Genomic DNA, 15,272 nt, shown 5'->3' with positions numbered 1-15,272 from the left:
CACCGCACGCGGCGGACCGCTCTTGGAGCGGTCCGCCGTTTGTCTGCGGGAACACGGTCCGCTGGGGCAGATGTGTTTCCGCGACCAGATGTGACTTTTGATGAGAAGGTTGTCGAATGCCGCTACCATGGCGGTCTCCCGTCACGGGACGGGTATGCGAGAGGAGCCACCATGGCGAACCAATCCGCGTCCAAGCTTGACTTTCCGGTTCGGGAGGGAGAGGAGCAATGGACTGCAGAGGAGATCGCCCAGCTGCGTGCCGAGCTCGAAGAGGAGCTCGAACAGCATCGGGAAGCCCTGCATCGAGCTGAGGAAGCCCTCAAGGGGATCCTCGGTGATGAGGGAGCCAGCGGCGATGCCGCCGACATCGGTTCGGCGAACTTCGAGCGCGACCATGAGATGACGCTGGCCGCCAACGCTGGGGAGATGATCGAGCAGACACGTACGGCTCTCGACGCGATCGACGACGGCACATACGGGCACTGCCAGGAGTGTGGCGAAGCCATCGGCAAGGGCCGTCTTCAGGTGTATCCCCGGGCGATCCTGTGCATGGCGTGCAAGCAGCGCCAGGAAAGGCGATGACTGCTTCGGAGGCCTCGTCGTCTCGACGGAATGATGGTGTGTCGTCTCGACGGAATGATGGTGTGTCGTCTCGACGGATCAGTGGCCGTCGGGGGTTCACCTTGTGGATCGTGACCGCACTCGTCGGGTGGGGGATCGATGCGGGAACCAAGCAGTGGGCACTGTCGACGCTTCCTTGGGGGACGCCGATCCCTTTCATCGGTGAGCTGCTGCAGTTGCACCTCATCGCCAATCCCGGTGCGGCTTTCTCGCTCGGTGCTGGCCACACGTGGATCTTCACCGTGCTCTCGTTCGTGGTGCTCGCCTTCGTCGTGGCGCTGGCACGGACGCTGCGGCACACCGGTTGGGCATTGACGTTGGGCATCATCACGGCCGGAATCCTGGGCAATCTCACCGACCGGTTGTTCCGTCCACCGGGGTTCGCGGTGGGGCATGTGATCGACTTCCTTCGGCTTCCGGCTTGGCCGATCTTCAATGTGGCCGATATCTGTGTCACTCTCGGAGCCGTGGCGCTGGTGATCGTGTGGTTCCGGAGCGGCGTGGGCCCAGATGGCCTTCCCGACAACGTGGTGGTGTCCGGGGAGAACCCCAAGGGCGTATCGGGGCCCAGGGGCAGGTCTGAGGCCGGGGGTGAAGGCGCGGATGCCTGAGCGGGTGTTCCTGGTGCCGGGAGGGCTGGAAGGTGACCGCGTCGATGCGGCGTGCGCCCGCATGACGGGGCTGTCCCGTAGCCGTGTGGCCGATCTCGTCGCCAATGGTTCGGTACGGCTCGACGGCGTCGTTGTGTCGAAATCGGATCGGGTCGATGCGGGGCAGATGCTGGAGGTCGACATCCCCGAGGACCCGGTGGGTGTTCGGGTGCGCCCTCAGATCGTGGAGGGGCTGCGCATCGTCCACGATGATGCGGACTTGATCGTCGTTGACAAGCCGGCGTGGGTTGCGGCCCATCCGAGTCTGGGGTGGAAAGGTCCGTCGGTCGTGGAGCATCTTGCTGCGGCGGGATTTGCGATCTCCACGTCGGGAGCGGCCGAGCGTCAGGGCATCGTGCAGCGTCTCGACGTGGGAACCTCGGGGCTCATGGTGGTGGCCAAGAGCGAGCGGGCGTACTCATTGCTGAAACAGGCGTTCCGGGAGCGCACCGTCGAAAAGACGTACCACGCCCTCGTACAGGGGCATCCCGACCCGTTCTCCGGGACCATCGACGCACCCATCGGGCGCCACCACAGTGGGGAATGGAAGATGGCGATCGTCGAGGGGGGACGGGAGTCGATCACCCACTACGACACGCTTGAGGCGATGGCGGCCGCCACTCTCATCGAGGTGCATCTCGAGACCGGGCGCACGCACCAGATCCGCGTCCATATGGCTGCGACTGGGCACCCGTGTGTTGGTGACGCGTTGTATGGGGCGGATCCCAGACTGTCGGAACGTGTGGGGCTGGAACGACAGTGGCTGCATGCGGTCGGTTTGGGCTTCGAGCATCCCGGCAGTGGGGAGCAGGTGCATTTCACCTCCGAACCTCCGGAGGACCTGGCTCATGCCCTCGAGGTTCTGCAACGCGCCTGAGGCCGAGGCCGAAAGGCAGGCACAAGGCCCCCATCGATGATGAGAAGGTGCAGGACTATGCTTGGGGACCGTGCGTAGAGCCAAAATTGTTTGCACTCTTGGTCCGGCGACCAACGATCTGGACAAGATCGTCGGTCTGGTACAGGCGGGCATGAACGTCGCTCGACTCAACATGAGCCACGGCGATCATGCCGAGCACGATCGCCGCCTTCAGTTGGTGCGGCAGGCCGCCGAGAAGGTGGGGCGCCCGGTGGGTGTTCTCGCGGATCTGCAGGGACCCAAGATCCGACTCGGGAAGTTCGCCGAAGGCAAGGTCACGCTCGGATACGGCGATCGGTTCACGATCACCACCGAGGATGTGGAGGGCGACAAGGAACGCTGTTCCACGACCTACAAGGGATTGACCGGCGATGTGACGCCGGGGGACCGCATCCTCATTGATGACGGAAACGTGCATCTCGTCGCCGAGGAGGTCAGCCGGACCGACGTGGTGTGCCGCGTCACTGTCGGGGGGCCGGTCTCGGACCACAAGGGCATCAATCTCCCGGGGGTGGCGGTCAGCGTCCCCGCGATGAGTGAGAAGGACTGCGACGACCTTCGATGGGCGTTGCGCAGCGGGGTTGACATGATCGCCCTGTCCTTCGTGCGCAGTGCCAAGGATGTCGAGCCGGTGCACGAGATCATGCGCGAGGAGAACCGCACCGTTCCGGTCATCGCGAAGATCGAGAAGCCTCAGGCTGTGGAGGCCATCGGTGAGATCGTCGACAGTTTCGACGCGGTGATGGTCGCGCGTGGCGACCTGGGCGTCGAGCTTCCTCTGGAGCAGGTGCCGATGGCGCAGAAGCGCATCATCGTTGCCGCGCGACGCTGGGCCAAGCCGGTCATCGTGGCCACCCAGATGCTGGAGTCGATGATCCATGCTCCGCGGCCGACGCGCGCCGAGGCCTCGGATGTGGCCAATGCGGTGCTCGATGGAGCCGATGCCGTCATGCTCTCGGGTGAGACCTCGGTGGGGCAGTACCCGATCACGACGGTCGAGACGATGCGCAACATCGTCCGTAACACCGAGTCACACGGCATGGATCGCATCGACGTCATCGACTGGGATCCGCACACCACCGGTGGCATCATGTCCAAGGCCGCCGCCGAGGTGGCTGAACGTATCGGCGCCACGTACCTGGTGGCCTTCACCACCTCCGGGGACACCGCTCGCCGTCTGGCGCGGTTGCGGCCGGAGATCCCCATCCTGGTGTTCACGCCCAGCCGATCGACGGCACAGGCGCTGACGCTGTCATGGGGCATCAAGACCTTCCTGGTGCGCGACTGTGACAGCACCGACGAAATGATCCTCGAGGTGGATCGCGCCCTCGTCCACGGTGATTTCGTGAAAGTGGGGGACCGCGTCGTGACCGTCTCGGGCTACCCGGTGGGGGTCCCCGGTAAGACCAACGCGGTGCGGGTGCACAAGATCAAGCCGCCCACGAGCGGTCACCCGTCCCTCTGAGGAGCCCCCATGGCCCGGATCATGAGCCGGGCCAGGCCCTCGTCGGTGGGCCGGTTCGCGGCTGGGGCCGTCGATGAGCTATATTTTCGCGGTGCCCCGAGGGATACATGTGTTCCCGGGCGCGCCGGAGTGGCGGAACGGTATACGCGGACGGCTCAAACCCGTCTGGCTCTAAAAGGCCTTAGGGGTTCGAATCCCCTCTCCGGTACCGATCGGTGGTCGTGGCATCGTTCAGCCGTGACGTCTCCGTGTGGCCGTTCTCGGCGTCGGATGCCGCCGAGAACAGGCCAGGATCGGTCGTTTCCTGGTGACGCATCCTTGGTGACGCACAGGTGGTGTACTGATTCCATGGAGATCTGGGCGCACAGGGGAGCGAGCGCGGAGGCACCGGAGAACACGATGAGCGCCTTTCGGCTTGCGGCCGAGCAGGGAGCGGACGCCATCGAGTTCGACGTGCACCGCACAGCCGATGGCGAGCTCGTGGTGATCCACGATGAAACCATCGACCGCACCAGCAATGGGCGTGGCGTGGTGGCCGACCTGACACTCGAGCAATTGCGGAGGTACTCCTACGACGCCTCCCACGGTTCGGTGGCCCATGGCCTGGGGAATGAGCATGGCCCGTGGAATGAGCATGAGAGGGAGTCGATCCCCACGCTCGAGGAGGTCCTCGAGTGGCTGCCGGCCGATATGCAGGCCAATGTCGAGCTCAAGACCCTGCCCACGTTCTACCCGGGGATCGCGGCCCGAGCAGCGGACATCATCACCGTGTCCGGGGTCTCTGATCGCGTCTGGGTCTCGTCGTTCAACCACCACACGCTCGCCGAGGTGCGGGCGCAGGCACCGCAGCTGCGTCTGGGCGTGTTGACGGGGGCGCATCTGTGGCGGCCCGCCGACTATGTGAGTTCCTGCGGCGCCGCCGCCTATCATCCGTCAGCGGCGTCACTGCAGACACCGGAGATCGTCGCAGAATGTCATGGCGCAGGTCTGCGTGTCCACGTTTGGACGCTGGACGACCCCGAACACATCCGGCTGGCGGAGGCACTCGGGGTCGATGCGGTGATTACCAACGCCCCGGGAGCGGCCCGGGCGGCGTTGAGGGGCTGAGGGCCGGGGAGATCTGGTCAGGCGATGCGGGAGCGCACCGCGTCGGCGACGGCCTTGCCGTCGGCGCGGCCTTCGGCCTTGGCATTGACCGCCTTCACCAGAGCGCCCATGTGCTTCATGGTCGGCTCCTCGCCGAGAGCGGCGATCTCGGCGTCGACGAGCGCAGTGAGTTCCTCGCTCGAAAGCGGCTGGGGGAGGTAGGCCTCGAGAACCTCGGCCTCCGCGATCTCGGCGTCGGCGAGATCCTGACGCCCGGCATCACCGTACGATTCGGCGGAATCGCGACGCTGCCGCGCCTGCTTGCGAAGAACCGCGAGTTCCTGCTCGGCGGTCAGCTCGTGTGAAGCGTCACCGGAGACTTCTTCGGCGGAGAACGCCGCCATCACCGAGCGGAGCACGGTGACGGTGTGTCGGTCCTTGGCCTTCATCGCAGCGGTCATGTCGGTGCGGAGCTGGTCTTTGAGTTCTGCCATGAGCACATCATTCCACTGTTCGCCCGTGCTCTGAGCATCCACATCGACGTGGGGTACGCTGAGGCGTTGTGGCTGATGCAGATCTTTCGACCGAAGTGGACGCGCTGGAGCATGCTCTGGCATCGATCGAGGCCGTGAGCGACCTCGAATCCAAGCGTTCGGAGATCGTCGAGCTCGAAAAACAGGCGTCCGCACCTGATCTCTGGGACGATCAGGAGAATGCCCAGAAGGTGACATCCCGGTTGTCCCACCTGCAGTCCGAGGTGGAGCGTGTGGAGAAACTGCGCGCCCGTATCGATGATCTGTCCGTGCTCATCGAGCTCGCGGAGGAGGAGGACGACGCCGACTCTCGCGCCGAGGCCGAACGCGAGATCGCGGCTCTGCGCGTCGCGGTGGACGCACTCGAGGTTCGCACCCTGCTCTCGGGCGAGTACGACGAACGTGACGCCTTGGTGACGATCCGTGCCGAAGCCGGTGGTGTCGACGCCTCCGACTTCTCCGAGAAGCTGATGCGGATGTATATGCGATGGGCCGAGCGTCACGGCTATGGCACCGAGGTCTATGACACCTCCTATGCAGAAGAGGCCGGTATCAAATCGGCCACCTTCGCCATCAAGGCTCCATTCGCCTATGGCACGCTCTCGGTCGAGCAGGGAACGCACCGTCTGGTGCGCATCTCGCCGTTCGACAACCAGGGGCGGCGTCAGACCTCGTTCGCCGGTGTCGAGGTGCTCCCCGTCACCGAAGAGGCCGACCACGTCGACATCCCCGAAGCTGATGTGCGCGTCGATGTGTTCCGCAGCTCTGGTCCCGGCGGTCAGTCGGTCAACACCACTGACTCCGCCGTCCGTCTGACGCATGTGCCCACCGGCATTGTCGTCTCGTGTCAGAACGAGAAGTCGCAGTTGCAGAACAAGGTGGCGGCCATGAAGGTGTTGCAGTCCAAGCTGCTGGAGAAGGCGCGCAAGGACCGCGAGGCCGAACTGAACGCCCTCAAGGGGGACGGTGGCAACTCCTGGGGCAACCAGATGCGCTCCTACGTGCTGCACCCGTACCAGATGGTCAAGGATCTGCGCACCGATCAGGAGACCGGTAACACCGATGCCGTGTTCGATGGGGAGATCGACGACTTCATCGAGGCCGGTATCCGCTGGCGCAAGAACTCCGAGAGCGAGTGATTTGACGCGCCGGTCGTGCATCCCCTGATCGGGGGTGCGGCGGCCCTAGACTCTGGCCACGTGATCCGGTTCCAAGATGTCACCAAGACGTATGAAGGGCAGCGTCGAGCGGCGTTGCGCAATATCGACGTCGAGATCGAGGCCGAGGAGTTCGTCTTCCTCGTCGGTACCTCGGGCTCGGGCAAGTCGACCTTCCTGCGGCTGATCCTGCGCGAGCTGCGTCCCAGCAGCGGCAGCATCCATGTGGCCGGCCGGGACCTCAACAGGCTTCCAAGCTGGAAGGTGCCTGGTCTGCGTCGTCAGATCGGCATGATCTTCCAGGATTTCCGGCTTCTGCCGGGAAAAACCGTCTATGACAATGTCGCCTTCGCGCTGCAGGTGATCGGTCGCCCGCGTCGGGAGATTCGCAGCAAGGTTCCCGAGACGCTCGAGCTGGTCGGGCTCGGGTCGAAGGGCGATCGAATGGTCGAAGAACTCTCCGGGGGTGAACAGCAACGTGTCGCCGTCGCACGGGCCTTCGTGAATCGGCCTCCGATTCTGATCGCCGATGAGCCCACCGGCAACCTCGACCCCGCGACCTCGGTGGGGATCATGAAACTTCTGGATCGGATCAACCGTGCCGGCACCACCGTGCTCATGGCCACGCATGACTCCACGGTCGTTGACCAGATGCGCAAACGTGTCATCGAACTCGACGACGGCGAATTGGTGCGTGACCAGACCAAGGGCGTCTACGGGTACCAGTGAGGGAGAGCTGATGCGTTACACACTGTCCGAGACCTGGTCCGGCATCAAGAGCAATATCTCGATGACCATCGCGGTCATCGTCACCATGTGGGTCTCCCTGTCGCTGTTCGGCGCCGGCCTGTTGGCCTACCAGCAGGTCGAGCTCATGAAGGGCGGCTGGTACGACAAGATCGAGATCTCGGTCTTCCTCTGCAATGCCGATTCCACCGGCGACAACTGCACTCCCGGTGAAGACGTCACCGAGGACGAGAAGGCTGCCATCGAGCAGACCCTCCGGGAGAACCCCGAGGTCGCCGAGGTCCATCACGAGACCAAGGAGGAGGCGTTCGAGGAGTTCCAGAAGGCCTTCGCCGGCACTTCGATGGAGGGCACCGTCACCGTCGAGCAGATGCAGGAGTCCTATCGCATCAAGCTTGTGGACCCCGAACAGTACGAAGGCGTGGTGAGCGCCGTTGTCGGTATGCCAGGGGTGCAGGCCGTCCAGGATCTGCGTGAGGTGCTGGACCGGCTCTTCGAATGGCTCGGCCTCCTGCAGTGGGGGACCGTCATCGCGTCGGCCCTGTTGCTGTTGGCCGCGTCACTGCAGATCGCCAACACCATTCGCATGGCAGCATTCGCTCGCCGACGGGAGATCGGGATCATGCGTCTGGTCGGTGCGAGCAACTTCTACATCATGCTTCCATTCCTGCTGGAAGCACTCATCTCAGCTCTCATCGGCGCCGCGTTGGCGTGCGGAACGCTGGCTCTTGGGATGCAGTTCCTGATTCGCCAAAAGGCTCAAGTCTTGATTCAGGCTTCACCTTGGATTGGCTGGCAACACGCGGGATTGGCCATGGGCGGGGTTGCAATCGTCGCAATCGCTCTGGCCATAATTCCAACGCTTGTGGCGACTCGTAGGTATCTCCGGGTCTGACCCGGGTTGACCCCGTGGTCAGCATCGGGGCGTGCGATCGCAGCAAGCACGTCAACCGATGTGATTGGGGTCAATTGTGCAACGGGGTCTTCCTCACACTCATCCGAGTGTCCCGGGCCGTTTCGCCGCCGTGCGAAGAACGCTGACGCGTTCCACGGTGTCGCTGGCTGTTTCCTTTGCTGTGTGCTTGGGGGCTGCTCCGGCGTTTGCTGACGGTCTGGACGATCAACAGACGCAGGTGAGTCAACAGGTGGAGGCGGGCAACAACCGTGTCGCCTCGTCCGAGGGCGCCGCGCAGCGTGCCGCCGACAACCTGGAGAGTGCGCGGAACCGATTGGCAACCGCCCGCACCAACCTGAAGAACACACAAAACGAGCTCGCCGCTGCGAAGCAGGCCGACGAGGAACTCGCCGAGAAGTTGAGCACCGCTCGAGCCGATCTCCAGACGGCCAAGGACAAGGTGGCCGAAGGGGAGCGAAAGGTCGAGGAACAGCGCAAGAAGGTCGGTGAGGTCGTGCGCTCCGGCTACCAGCAGCGCAATGACCTGGCCGGTGTCGGCGTCGTCGTCGGCTCCAGTGACACCCACGAGCTCGCGAACCAGTCGCAGTGGACGCAGACGATGCACGACGGGACCAATGCCGATCTGAAGGCCTACGAGAAGGCCCAGAAGGATCTTGAGGCGCGGCGCGACTCCCTCGCCGAAGCCGAGCGGATCCTCGCAGAGCGCAAGGCTGAGGCGTCCGCAAACGTTCAGGCCAAGCAGAATCTCGTGGATCAGGCCAGCCAGCAGCAGGCGCAGGTCAGCGAATTGGTGGAAGCCAACGAGGACGCCAAGGAAGCAGCCGAGGCGCAGGCCCAAGCTGACCGTGAATACCTCGCGGAGGTCGAGCAGGAACGCGCGAACGTCGAGGAACGCCTCAACGATCGGGCGCAGGAGTCCCAGCAGGCCGCCATCGATCAGGCCGTGGCCGAGCGTGAGGCCCGTGAACAGGCCGCCGCACAGCGCACTCAGGGTGAGGGAAGCCCGAGCGAATCCACGGCGATGCCGCAGAACGGGACTGCGGAGAAGGCTGCGTCGGAGACCACACAGGCTGCCCCCACCGATACCACGCCGGACTCCGCACCCACGCAGGATGCGGGGGCTGCTGCAGAGAATCAGGCCGAATCTGAAGCCGGGGAGGCTCCACGTGAGCAGCCCTCACAGCCGGCGGCACAAGCCACGGCCGAGTCGACCGCAGGGGAAGCGGCCGAGTCGGGTGAGAGCGAGGCTCCGGCGTCCACCGAGCCGACGGACGAGTCGACCGCAGGGGAAGCGGCCGAATCGACCGAGGCAGGGGAAGCGGCTGAACAGGCTGCTGAGGAACAGGCTGAGGCCACTGAACCCCAGCCTCCCGCTGAGGCCGTTGAATCTGAACCTGCTGGATCCGAGCCGGCAGAGCCGATGCCTGAGGACTCGCCGTCCACCGAGGCCGAGGCTGCTGCCGACCAAGCGGCCCAGGAAGCCGCCGAGGCGCAGGCCCGTGTCGACGAGGCCCAGCAGGAGGCCAACCAGGCCGCCGAGGAGCAGGCACAGGAAGCTCCGGTCGTGCCGGAGGCACAGCCGAAGATCGAGGCCGAGGATCCTCGTGACGCCACTGGCGCCACCCCGGCTGCCAATGGGTTCGTCATGCCGTCGGAGGGAGGTGTCACCTCGGCCTACGGAATGCGTATGCACCCGGTGCTGAACGTGTACAAACTGCATGATGGCACCGACTTCGGTGCAGGTTGTGGCACGCCGATCCGGGCTGTCAGTGACGGTGTCGTGACCGAGAGCTACTTCAACGCCGGTTACGGAAACCGCCTGATGGTGGACCACGGCAACGTGAACGGCGAGAACATCGTCTCGTCCTACAACCACGCGACGGAATACATCGTGAGCCCCGGTCAGCAGGTGACGCAGGGACAGACTCTCGGGTATGTCGGTTCCACCGGATACTCGACCGGTTGCCACCTGCACTTCATGGTCTATTCCAACGGCGAAGCAGTCGACCCCATGGGATATCTGGGCTGACGCCCGGGGGGATATCTGGGCTGACGCCCGGGGGGATATCTGGGCTGACGCCCGCGAATGTGTCACACGAGCGGCCCAGCCACCTTCGAGTAAGGTGGCTGGGCCGCTCGTTCGCATCTGTCAGCCAGGCTCGGTGCGGGGCGCATCAATCGAGGAGGTGTCATGGCCAAGTCCAAAGGCCCGGTGAAGGGTGTGTCCACCGAGGGCGTCGTGGCGCGCAACAAAAAGGCACGGCACGATTACAAGATCATCGACACCTACGAGGCGGGGATCGTCCTGGCCGGGACTGAGGTGAAGTCCTTGCGAGCAGGCTGGGCCAGCCTTGTCGACGCGTTCGCCACCCTCGATGATGGAGAGGTCTGGTTGCGTCAGGCCAACATCCCCGAGTACAGCCACGGCAACATCTTCAACCACAGTGCCCGACGCACGCGCAAGCTGCTGCTGCATCGGCGTGAGATCGAACGTATCGCCCGCGGTGTGGAGCCCACGGGTCGGACGCTCGTCCCTTTGTCGCTGTACTTCAAGGATGGGTACGCCAAGGTGGAGCTGGCCGTGGCCGAGGGCAAACGTGAGTACGACAAACGTCAGACCATCCGTGAACGAGATGCAGATCGTGAGGCTCAGCGGGCACTGGCCGCCCGCAACCGGAGGGCTCGATGAGGCTGCTGGCTCGTGCCTGCATCGCTCTGGGGGTGCTGATCGGAGGCTTGGCGATCCACGTGGACACCGCAGCACCGGCGCATGCGGGCTGGCGTGATGTCGTGCACTCCATGGAAGCCGATTACGTGGTCCGACCCAATGGTGATGTGGATGTCACCCAGCGCATCGAGTACGAGTTCGGCGCTCGGGGCCGCCCAGGTATCGAGCTCGACATCCCGGCCCGAGAACCTTGGGACTCGAGCCGTGACGTCGTTTACGCCGTGTCCGATGTGGTCGTCTCCAGCCCCACCGGAGCGGCCACCGATGTCTCCCAAAGAACCGTGCAGGAACACGGAACGGGTCGAACACGCCTGCGGATCGGGGATCCGTCCCGCCCGGCCGACCGTACCGAGACCTATCTGATCCGGTACACGATCCGCAGTGCGACGCAGTCCCAACCCGGCTTCGACGAATTCGTCTGGGATGTCTCTGCTGCAGGCCCGGGCGCTCCGGTCGAGAAGGTGGAGGTCAGCGTCAGCGCTCCGGGAGGCGTTCAGGGAGCCCGGTGCTCCCTCGATGAGGAGGACGAGGCGCCATGCCCGGGAGCCACCGTGTCGTCTGACGGTCGGGGGCATTACCAGACGTCGAGTCTCGGCCCCGACGACACTTTCCGTGTGGCGGCACTCCTCATCCCCGGTGCGGTCGAGCCGGGACCGGAGCTCGTGGCCCGCGCCGAGCCGGTGCGGCGCTCCCTACTCATCGGGGGCTTGGCCATGGTGGCATCGACGCTCATCACCTCGGCTCTGGTGTGGCGTGAGCTCCGACGCAGTCAGGGCATCGCTCGGGTCGCGCGGCCGCGTCGGCATGTTCCCGACGACAGGGTGCTGCTGGAGCCTCCGGACATCTCGCCGGCGGAGGCGTCGCTGTTGGTGGACGGAGTGTGGGGAGCACGCCACACCGCGGCCACCTTGATGGATCTCGCTGTGCGGGGTGTGGTGGACATCGGGCCAGCCGTGGCGGGAGAGGCCACCATCGCGGTGCGCGACCCCGGCCGGGTGCGTCGCGGCTACGAGTCGGCCCTCCTGGCCCGGTTGTTCGGGCATCCCAAGTCAGGGGCGACGATCACGCTGGGGCCTCGACGCCCCATCCCCGATGTGCACGCCGCACTACGCAGGGCGGTGTGCTGCACGGTGACCGAGGCGAAATGGTTCCCTCGGCGACGGGCGCTGTTGACGGCGCCGACGCTGTTCGGACTGTTGCTCGCTGTGGGCACGGTGCTCGCACTCTCGGGGTTCGCACTGTCGGGGGTGGCCTCGGTGCAGGTCGGCTGGGCGGTGGTCGGGGTGTTGGCGCTCCTGCCCGTCGCGATCGGTGTGGTGTGGATGGTGAGTTGGCGTCGATGGGCGTTGCCGACCGAGCAGGGCGCGAAGGTGAGCGAACGCGTGCGGCTGCATCGGGAGGCACTGGCTGCGCTGGAGGCCGATCAGGTGGAGCCGGGAACCTCGATGTTGACCGAGAGCCTGCCATGGTCGGTGAGTGTCGATGACACCGAGCGATGGGCGTCCATCATGCAGGAGGCCATCACGCTGGGGCGTGTGTCCGACGAGATGCCCCCGTGGTGGAGGGGCGCGACGTTCTCCCCGTTCGCCGTCATCGGGGTGGTGCGGGCGTTGGAGTTGGCCGCGACGGGTCCGCAGGGCGCGGTTTTGCAGGGGCAGGCTCAGGGACGAACCTGATGTGCAGGTGGCCGTTGCGGCGCACACTTGACGTATGACCTTTCCCCAGTACGTCGATTACCAGTTCACCGAGCACCGGCCGCTCGACCACGACGCGGCTCCACGGCAGCCGATGCCAGTCTCCGCGGCGACGCCGTTGCCGGTGCACACCGACGACCGCTCGGGGACGCGGATCGCTGCTGCCGGTGCCTACATGTCGGCCCTGCCGCTGAGCGTGTTCGGCCCGGCGCTGTTCTGGCTCACTGCACGTCCCGGCTCGATGGTGCGGCGCGAGGCTGCGAAGGCCTTTCGCCTCACCCTGGTGATGGGAACCCTGACGCTGGTGGCGGCATTGTTGCTGGATGGGAGCTTCCTGGCCGAGAAGGCGTTCGTCGCCGGTTTCGGACTGTGGGTGTTGCTCTCGGTGGCAGGGGCGGTGCAGGCCGGCCGCGGTGAGGATTGGGAATCGCCAGTCGACGCGCTCATCGACCGCATCGGGCGTGCACGTTCGAGGCACTAGTTGTTTGACCGTCATTGGTCCGGCCCCGGTGCGACGCGCTAAGCTGGATCGATCCACGTATCCGGTGGTCCGGGTGGGTGGAACAACTCAACAGGGGGATGATCGGTTTCGACTTGGGGCGGTGATCCCAGGGGAAGCGGGCCGAGGATCCAGAGTTATCTCGTTAACGCTCTCTGGAAACCAATAAGTGCCGATTCTAAGCGCACTGACTTCGCTCTCGCTGCCTGATCAGTGATCGAAGGGTCAGCCCGGGCTAGCCTTCGGCTCGGTGTCTGGCCTCGACCAATGGAGGCTTGCTCCGCTCACCACGCCGTGGGGTGAGTGGGGGACTTTCACACGGCTGGGCTCGTCTGCAACTCGCTGGCAGGAGTGCAGGAGCCGAGTAGAACGTCAATTGTCAGCTGCGCCCGGAGAAGCCCTGGGACATCCTTCGAGGACGCGGGTTCGATTCCCGCCATCTCCACAAATACCCCTTGGGTACGCGTTGAACTCTCTTGGAGAGCTCAACGCGTACCCATTTTGTTGTGCTTGGTGAGCTGTTCGTGGGGGATGGGTTCCCCACCGTTGTAGTAGCGCGTGGTGATGGTCAGCTTCTGCTCTCCGGCGATGAAGGGGTGGAGCAGCAGGTCTTTGGTGATTGGTTTGCTCAGCTTGGCGTTGGCGAATCTCTGGTAGAAGGCGGCGCTGGCGATCGCATCTTCGTGCAGGATTGTCTTGGCTTGTTCGCTCTGGATGGCTTGGTCCAACTCTTGCTGGCGTTGTTCCAGTGCTTCCATGGCTGTCTGGGTGGCGGTGTTGAAGATGCCTGCGCGATGACTCATGCGAGGGGGGCTGGTGTAGGACGTTGATGCTAAAATGTTTTACGGAGGTGGTTGTCATGGCATCAGTGACCGTTCGTGTGGATGAGTCGACGAAGGAGCGCGCTGCGGAGATCGCGGAAGACTTTGGGTTTGACTTGTCGTCGGTGACGCGCGCCTTCTATCGGCAGATCGTGCGCGAGAACCGGATTCCCCTGAACCTCAGCTACGGCGAGCCGAACCGGGAGTCGCTCGAGGCTCTTCGCGAGGCGGCGCAGATCGCCGAGCGTGGCACGTCGCGGTTCGCTGACGCGGACGAGGTGTTCCACGCTCTCGGCATCTGAAGCTCAGTATGTTGCGTCCTGAATTCACGTCGAAGTTCGAGCGTGATGTCAAGCGGTTGCAGAAGAAGCACGTCGCCGTTGAACCGTTGAAGGACGTTATTCGACTCGTTTTGGTCAACGATGCGGCGTCGCTGGGGGAGCTCCGTCGACGGCATCGTATGCACGAGCTGAAGGGCGCGTGGCAGGGAGCCAAGGAGTGTCACGTCGCGAAAATGGGGGATTGGTTGTGCGTGTGGCAGACCACCGACGAACTGGCCATCTTCCTGCGGACAGGCACGCATGATGAGATCTTCGGGCATTGATCCACCAGCATGAGGTGCTGACAGACCGTCAAGGGTTCGACACGTGCCCCCCTCATCTCCACTCATCCCTGTGTCGGAAGGCCGAGACTGCATGTGCAGTTTCGGCCTTCTGTCGTGTTCGGATGCATTGGGTGTCTTCGTGGCACTGCAGTTGGGGGCAAGCGCCAACGTCGTGGTGTCCGGGATCGTTGGAACATTCAGGTGGTGTCACATTGGTATCGTTGGTGCATGGCGATGACACTTCGACTCACCGAACGCGACGAGCAGGCGTTGGCTGCGCTCGCGGCGGCTGATGGTGTGAGCAAACAGGAGGCGACGATCCGTGCGATCCATGAGGTCGCGGAACGTCGCGGGCATCAGGCCCGGGTTGCGGATGCCTCTGCACGTGTTCGGACCCGCTATGCGGATGTCATCGAGCGGCTGGGGCAGTGACTGTCTTCCTGTCCACGGAGGATCTGCTGACGCTCGTGACCGACCTGGGGGTCGGCCCTGTCAGGGATCTTGGTTTGCTGGAGTCGGCTGCGCACCGGCCGACGACTTCGCTATGGGGTCAGGAGGCGTATCCGGCGCTGGAGCTCAAGGCTGCGGCTCTCATGGACTCGCTTGTCAACAATCATCCGCTCGTGGACGGCAACAAACGACTGGGATGGTTGGCGACCTTGGTGTTTCTGGATCTGAACGGCGTCTGGATCGAGGCTTCCGATGACGATGCCTATGATCTCGTGATCACCGTCGCGAGCGGCCAGGTGGTGTTGGCTGACGTCGCTGATGCGCTTGCCGACTGGGCGAGATGTGATGCCACCTAGCCGGTCCTGCTTCGGGACGCATCGCCACA

Annotated in this window: 18 protein-coding genes, 1 tRNA gene and 1 other RNA gene; 18 read left to right on the top strand and 2 right to left on the bottom strand. The window is 64.4% G+C overall.

What is annotated here, in order from left to right; all coding sequences use genetic code 11:
- Positions 1-171 precede the first annotated feature (171 nt).
- From FB460_RS07575 to FB460_RS07550, 6 genes are all read left to right on the top strand, one after another.
- Positions 172-582, top strand: a complete 411-nt coding sequence (locus FB460_RS07575; RefSeq protein WP_142093545.1) for a TraR/DksA family transcriptional regulator — start codon at positions 172-174, stop codon at positions 580-582.
- Positions 579-1,232, top strand: a complete 654-nt coding sequence (lspA, locus tag FB460_RS07570) for a signal peptidase II (protein ID WP_142093544.1) — start codon at positions 579-581, stop codon at positions 1,230-1,232. The genes FB460_RS07575 and lspA overlap by 4 nt, the downstream gene beginning before the upstream one ends.
- Positions 1,225-2,148 (top strand): RluA family pseudouridine synthase, encoded by a 924-nt coding sequence (locus tag FB460_RS07565; RefSeq protein ID WP_142093543.1) that lies wholly within the window; start codon positions 1,225-1,227, stop codon positions 2,146-2,148. Before lspA ends, FB460_RS07565 begins: the two co-directional genes overlap by 8 nt.
- Before the next feature lie 70 nt (positions 2,149-2,218).
- Positions 2,219-3,652: a pyruvate kinase gene (pyk, locus tag FB460_RS07560; RefSeq protein WP_142093542.1), complete on the top strand. Its 1,434-nt coding sequence runs from the start codon at positions 2,219-2,221 to the stop codon at positions 3,650-3,652.
- Positions 3,653-3,775: 123 nt separating this feature from the next.
- Positions 3,776-3,860: transfer RNA gene (locus tag FB460_RS07555), tRNA-Leu, on the top strand.
- 62 nt (positions 3,861-3,922) lie between these two features.
- A complete protein-coding gene (locus tag FB460_RS07550; RefSeq protein WP_342775226.1) occupies positions 3,923-4,759 on the top strand; it encodes a glycerophosphodiester phosphodiesterase in 837 nt (278 codons plus the stop codon).
- Positions 4,760-4,776: 17 nt separating this feature from the next.
- Here the strand turns inward: FB460_RS07550 and FB460_RS07545 are convergent, their stop codons facing one another.
- Positions 4,777-5,232, bottom strand: a complete 456-nt coding sequence (locus FB460_RS07545) for a GatB/YqeY domain-containing protein (protein ID WP_142093540.1) — start codon at positions 5,230-5,232, stop codon at positions 4,777-4,779.
- A 68-nt stretch (positions 5,233-5,300) separates the two neighbouring features.
- Between FB460_RS07545 and prfB the strand changes: the two genes are divergently transcribed.
- From prfB to ssrA, 8 genes are all read left to right on the top strand, one after another.
- Positions 5,301-6,410 (top strand): peptide chain release factor 2, encoded by a 1,110-nt coding sequence (gene prfB, locus FB460_RS07540; protein ID WP_142093539.1) that lies wholly within the window; start codon positions 5,301-5,303, stop codon positions 6,408-6,410.
- A gap of 60 nt (positions 6,411-6,470) precedes the next feature.
- A complete protein-coding gene (ftsE, locus tag FB460_RS07535; RefSeq protein WP_142093538.1) occupies positions 6,471-7,157 on the top strand; it encodes a cell division ATP-binding protein FtsE in 687 nt (228 codons plus the stop codon).
- A 10-nt stretch (positions 7,158-7,167) separates the two neighbouring features.
- Positions 7,168-8,070 carry a permease-like cell division protein FtsX gene (gene ftsX / locus FB460_RS07530; RefSeq protein WP_142093537.1) on the top strand — a complete coding sequence of 301 codons (903 nt, stop codon included), beginning with the start codon at positions 7,168-7,170 and terminating at the stop codon, positions 8,068-8,070.
- A gap of 130 nt (positions 8,071-8,200) precedes the next feature.
- A complete protein-coding gene (locus FB460_RS07525; RefSeq protein WP_142093536.1) occupies positions 8,201-10,120 on the top strand; it encodes a peptidoglycan DD-metalloendopeptidase family protein in 1,920 nt (639 codons plus the stop codon).
- Between the two features lie 162 nt (positions 10,121-10,282).
- On the top strand, positions 10,283-10,780 hold the full coding sequence (gene smpB / locus FB460_RS07520; protein ID WP_142093535.1) for an SsrA-binding protein SmpB: 498 nt from the start codon (positions 10,283-10,285) through the stop codon (positions 10,778-10,780).
- Positions 10,777-12,495 carry a DUF2207 domain-containing protein gene (locus FB460_RS07515; protein ID WP_142093534.1) on the top strand — a complete coding sequence of 573 codons (1,719 nt, stop codon included), beginning with the start codon at positions 10,777-10,779 and terminating at the stop codon, positions 12,493-12,495. Before smpB ends, FB460_RS07515 begins: the two co-directional genes overlap by 4 nt.
- Before the next feature lie 34 nt (positions 12,496-12,529).
- Positions 12,530-12,994 (top strand): magnetosome magnetite crystal formation protein family, encoded by a 465-nt coding sequence (locus FB460_RS07510; protein ID WP_142093533.1) that lies wholly within the window; start codon positions 12,530-12,532, stop codon positions 12,992-12,994.
- Positions 12,995-13,088: 94 nt separating this feature from the next.
- Positions 13,089-13,460, top strand: a transfer-messenger RNA (tmRNA) gene (ssrA, locus tag FB460_RS07505).
- A 37-nt stretch (positions 13,461-13,497) separates the two neighbouring features.
- Here the strand turns inward: ssrA and FB460_RS07500 are convergent.
- The gene (locus FB460_RS07500; RefSeq protein ID WP_142093532.1) at positions 13,498-13,815 is read right to left on the bottom strand and encodes a hypothetical protein; all 318 of its coding nucleotides are present in this window, start codon (positions 13,813-13,815) and stop codon (positions 13,498-13,500) included.
- 56 nt (positions 13,816-13,871) lie between these two features.
- Here FB460_RS07500 and FB460_RS07495 point away from each other — a divergent pair, with 56 nt between their 5' ends.
- The 4 genes from FB460_RS07495 to FB460_RS07480 all read left to right on the top strand — a co-directional run bounded on the left by FB460_RS07495 (position 13,872) and on the right by FB460_RS07480 (position 15,243).
- Positions 13,872-14,135, top strand: coding sequence for a type II toxin-antitoxin system RelB/DinJ family antitoxin (locus tag FB460_RS07495; RefSeq protein WP_142093531.1), 264 nt, complete (start codon positions 13,872-13,874; stop codon positions 14,133-14,135).
- An 8-nt stretch (positions 14,136-14,143) separates the two neighbouring features.
- Positions 14,144-14,437, top strand: coding sequence for a type II toxin-antitoxin system RelE/ParE family toxin (locus FB460_RS07490; RefSeq protein ID WP_142093530.1), 294 nt, complete (start codon positions 14,144-14,146; stop codon positions 14,435-14,437).
- A 228-nt stretch (positions 14,438-14,665) separates the two neighbouring features.
- Complete coding sequence (locus FB460_RS07485; protein ID WP_142093529.1) at positions 14,666-14,869, top strand: CopG family transcriptional regulator; 204 nt, start codon at positions 14,666-14,668, stop codon at positions 14,867-14,869.
- Entirely contained in the window at positions 14,866-15,243 is a 378-nt protein-coding gene (locus FB460_RS07480) for a type II toxin-antitoxin system death-on-curing family toxin (protein ID WP_142093528.1), read from the top strand. Before FB460_RS07485 ends, FB460_RS07480 begins: the two co-directional genes overlap by 4 nt.
- The last annotated feature ends 29 nt before the right edge of the window (positions 15,244-15,272 follow it).

Source organism: Propioniferax innocua, from assembly GCF_006716235.1.
Lineage (GTDB): Bacteria > Actinomycetota > Actinomycetes > Propionibacteriales > Propionibacteriaceae > Propioniferax > Propioniferax innocua.
This window is presented reverse-complemented; position numbering and strand designations above follow the sequence as displayed.

Excerpts from the sequence above, each read along its gene's own strand:
- FB460_RS07495 (WP_142093531.1), top strand. The coding sequence starts at position 13,872 with ATGGCATCAGTGACCGTTCGTGTGGATGAGTCGACGAAGGAGCGCGCT.
- FB460_RS07510 (WP_142093533.1), top strand. The coding sequence starts at position 12,530 with ATGACCTTTCCCCAGTACGTCGATTACCAGTTCACCGAGCACCGGCCG.
- FB460_RS07575 (WP_142093545.1), top strand. The coding sequence starts at position 172 with ATGGCGAACCAATCCGCGTCCAAGCTTGACTTTCCGGTTCGGGAGGGA.
- FB460_RS07565 (WP_142093543.1), top strand. The coding sequence starts at position 1,225 with ATGCCTGAGCGGGTGTTCCTGGTGCCGGGAGGGCTGGAAGGTGACCGC.
- FB460_RS07545 (WP_142093540.1), bottom strand. The coding sequence starts at position 5,232 with ATGGCAGAACTCAAAGACCAGCTCCGCACCGACATGACCGCTGCGATG.
- ftsX (WP_142093537.1), top strand. The coding sequence starts at position 7,168 with ATGCGTTACACACTGTCCGAGACCTGGTCCGGCATCAAGAGCAATATC.
- FB460_RS07490 (WP_142093530.1), top strand. The coding sequence starts at position 14,144 with ATGTTGCGTCCTGAATTCACGTCGAAGTTCGAGCGTGATGTCAAGCGG.
- lspA (WP_142093544.1), top strand. The coding sequence starts at position 579 with ATGACTGCTTCGGAGGCCTCGTCGTCTCGACGGAATGATGGTGTGTCG.
- smpB (WP_142093535.1), top strand. The coding sequence starts at position 10,283 with ATGGCCAAGTCCAAAGGCCCGGTGAAGGGTGTGTCCACCGAGGGCGTC.
- FB460_RS07515 (WP_142093534.1), top strand. The coding sequence starts at position 10,777 with ATGAGGCTGCTGGCTCGTGCCTGCATCGCTCTGGGGGTGCTGATCGGA.
- FB460_RS07550 (WP_342775226.1), top strand. The coding sequence starts at position 3,923 with ATGCCGCCGAGAACAGGCCAGGATCGGTCGTTTCCTGGTGACGCATCC.
- FB460_RS07485 (WP_142093529.1), top strand. The coding sequence starts at position 14,666 with ATGGCGATGACACTTCGACTCACCGAACGCGACGAGCAGGCGTTGGCT.
- FB460_RS07500 (WP_142093532.1), bottom strand. The coding sequence starts at position 13,815 with ATGAGTCATCGCGCAGGCATCTTCAACACCGCCACCCAGACAGCCATG.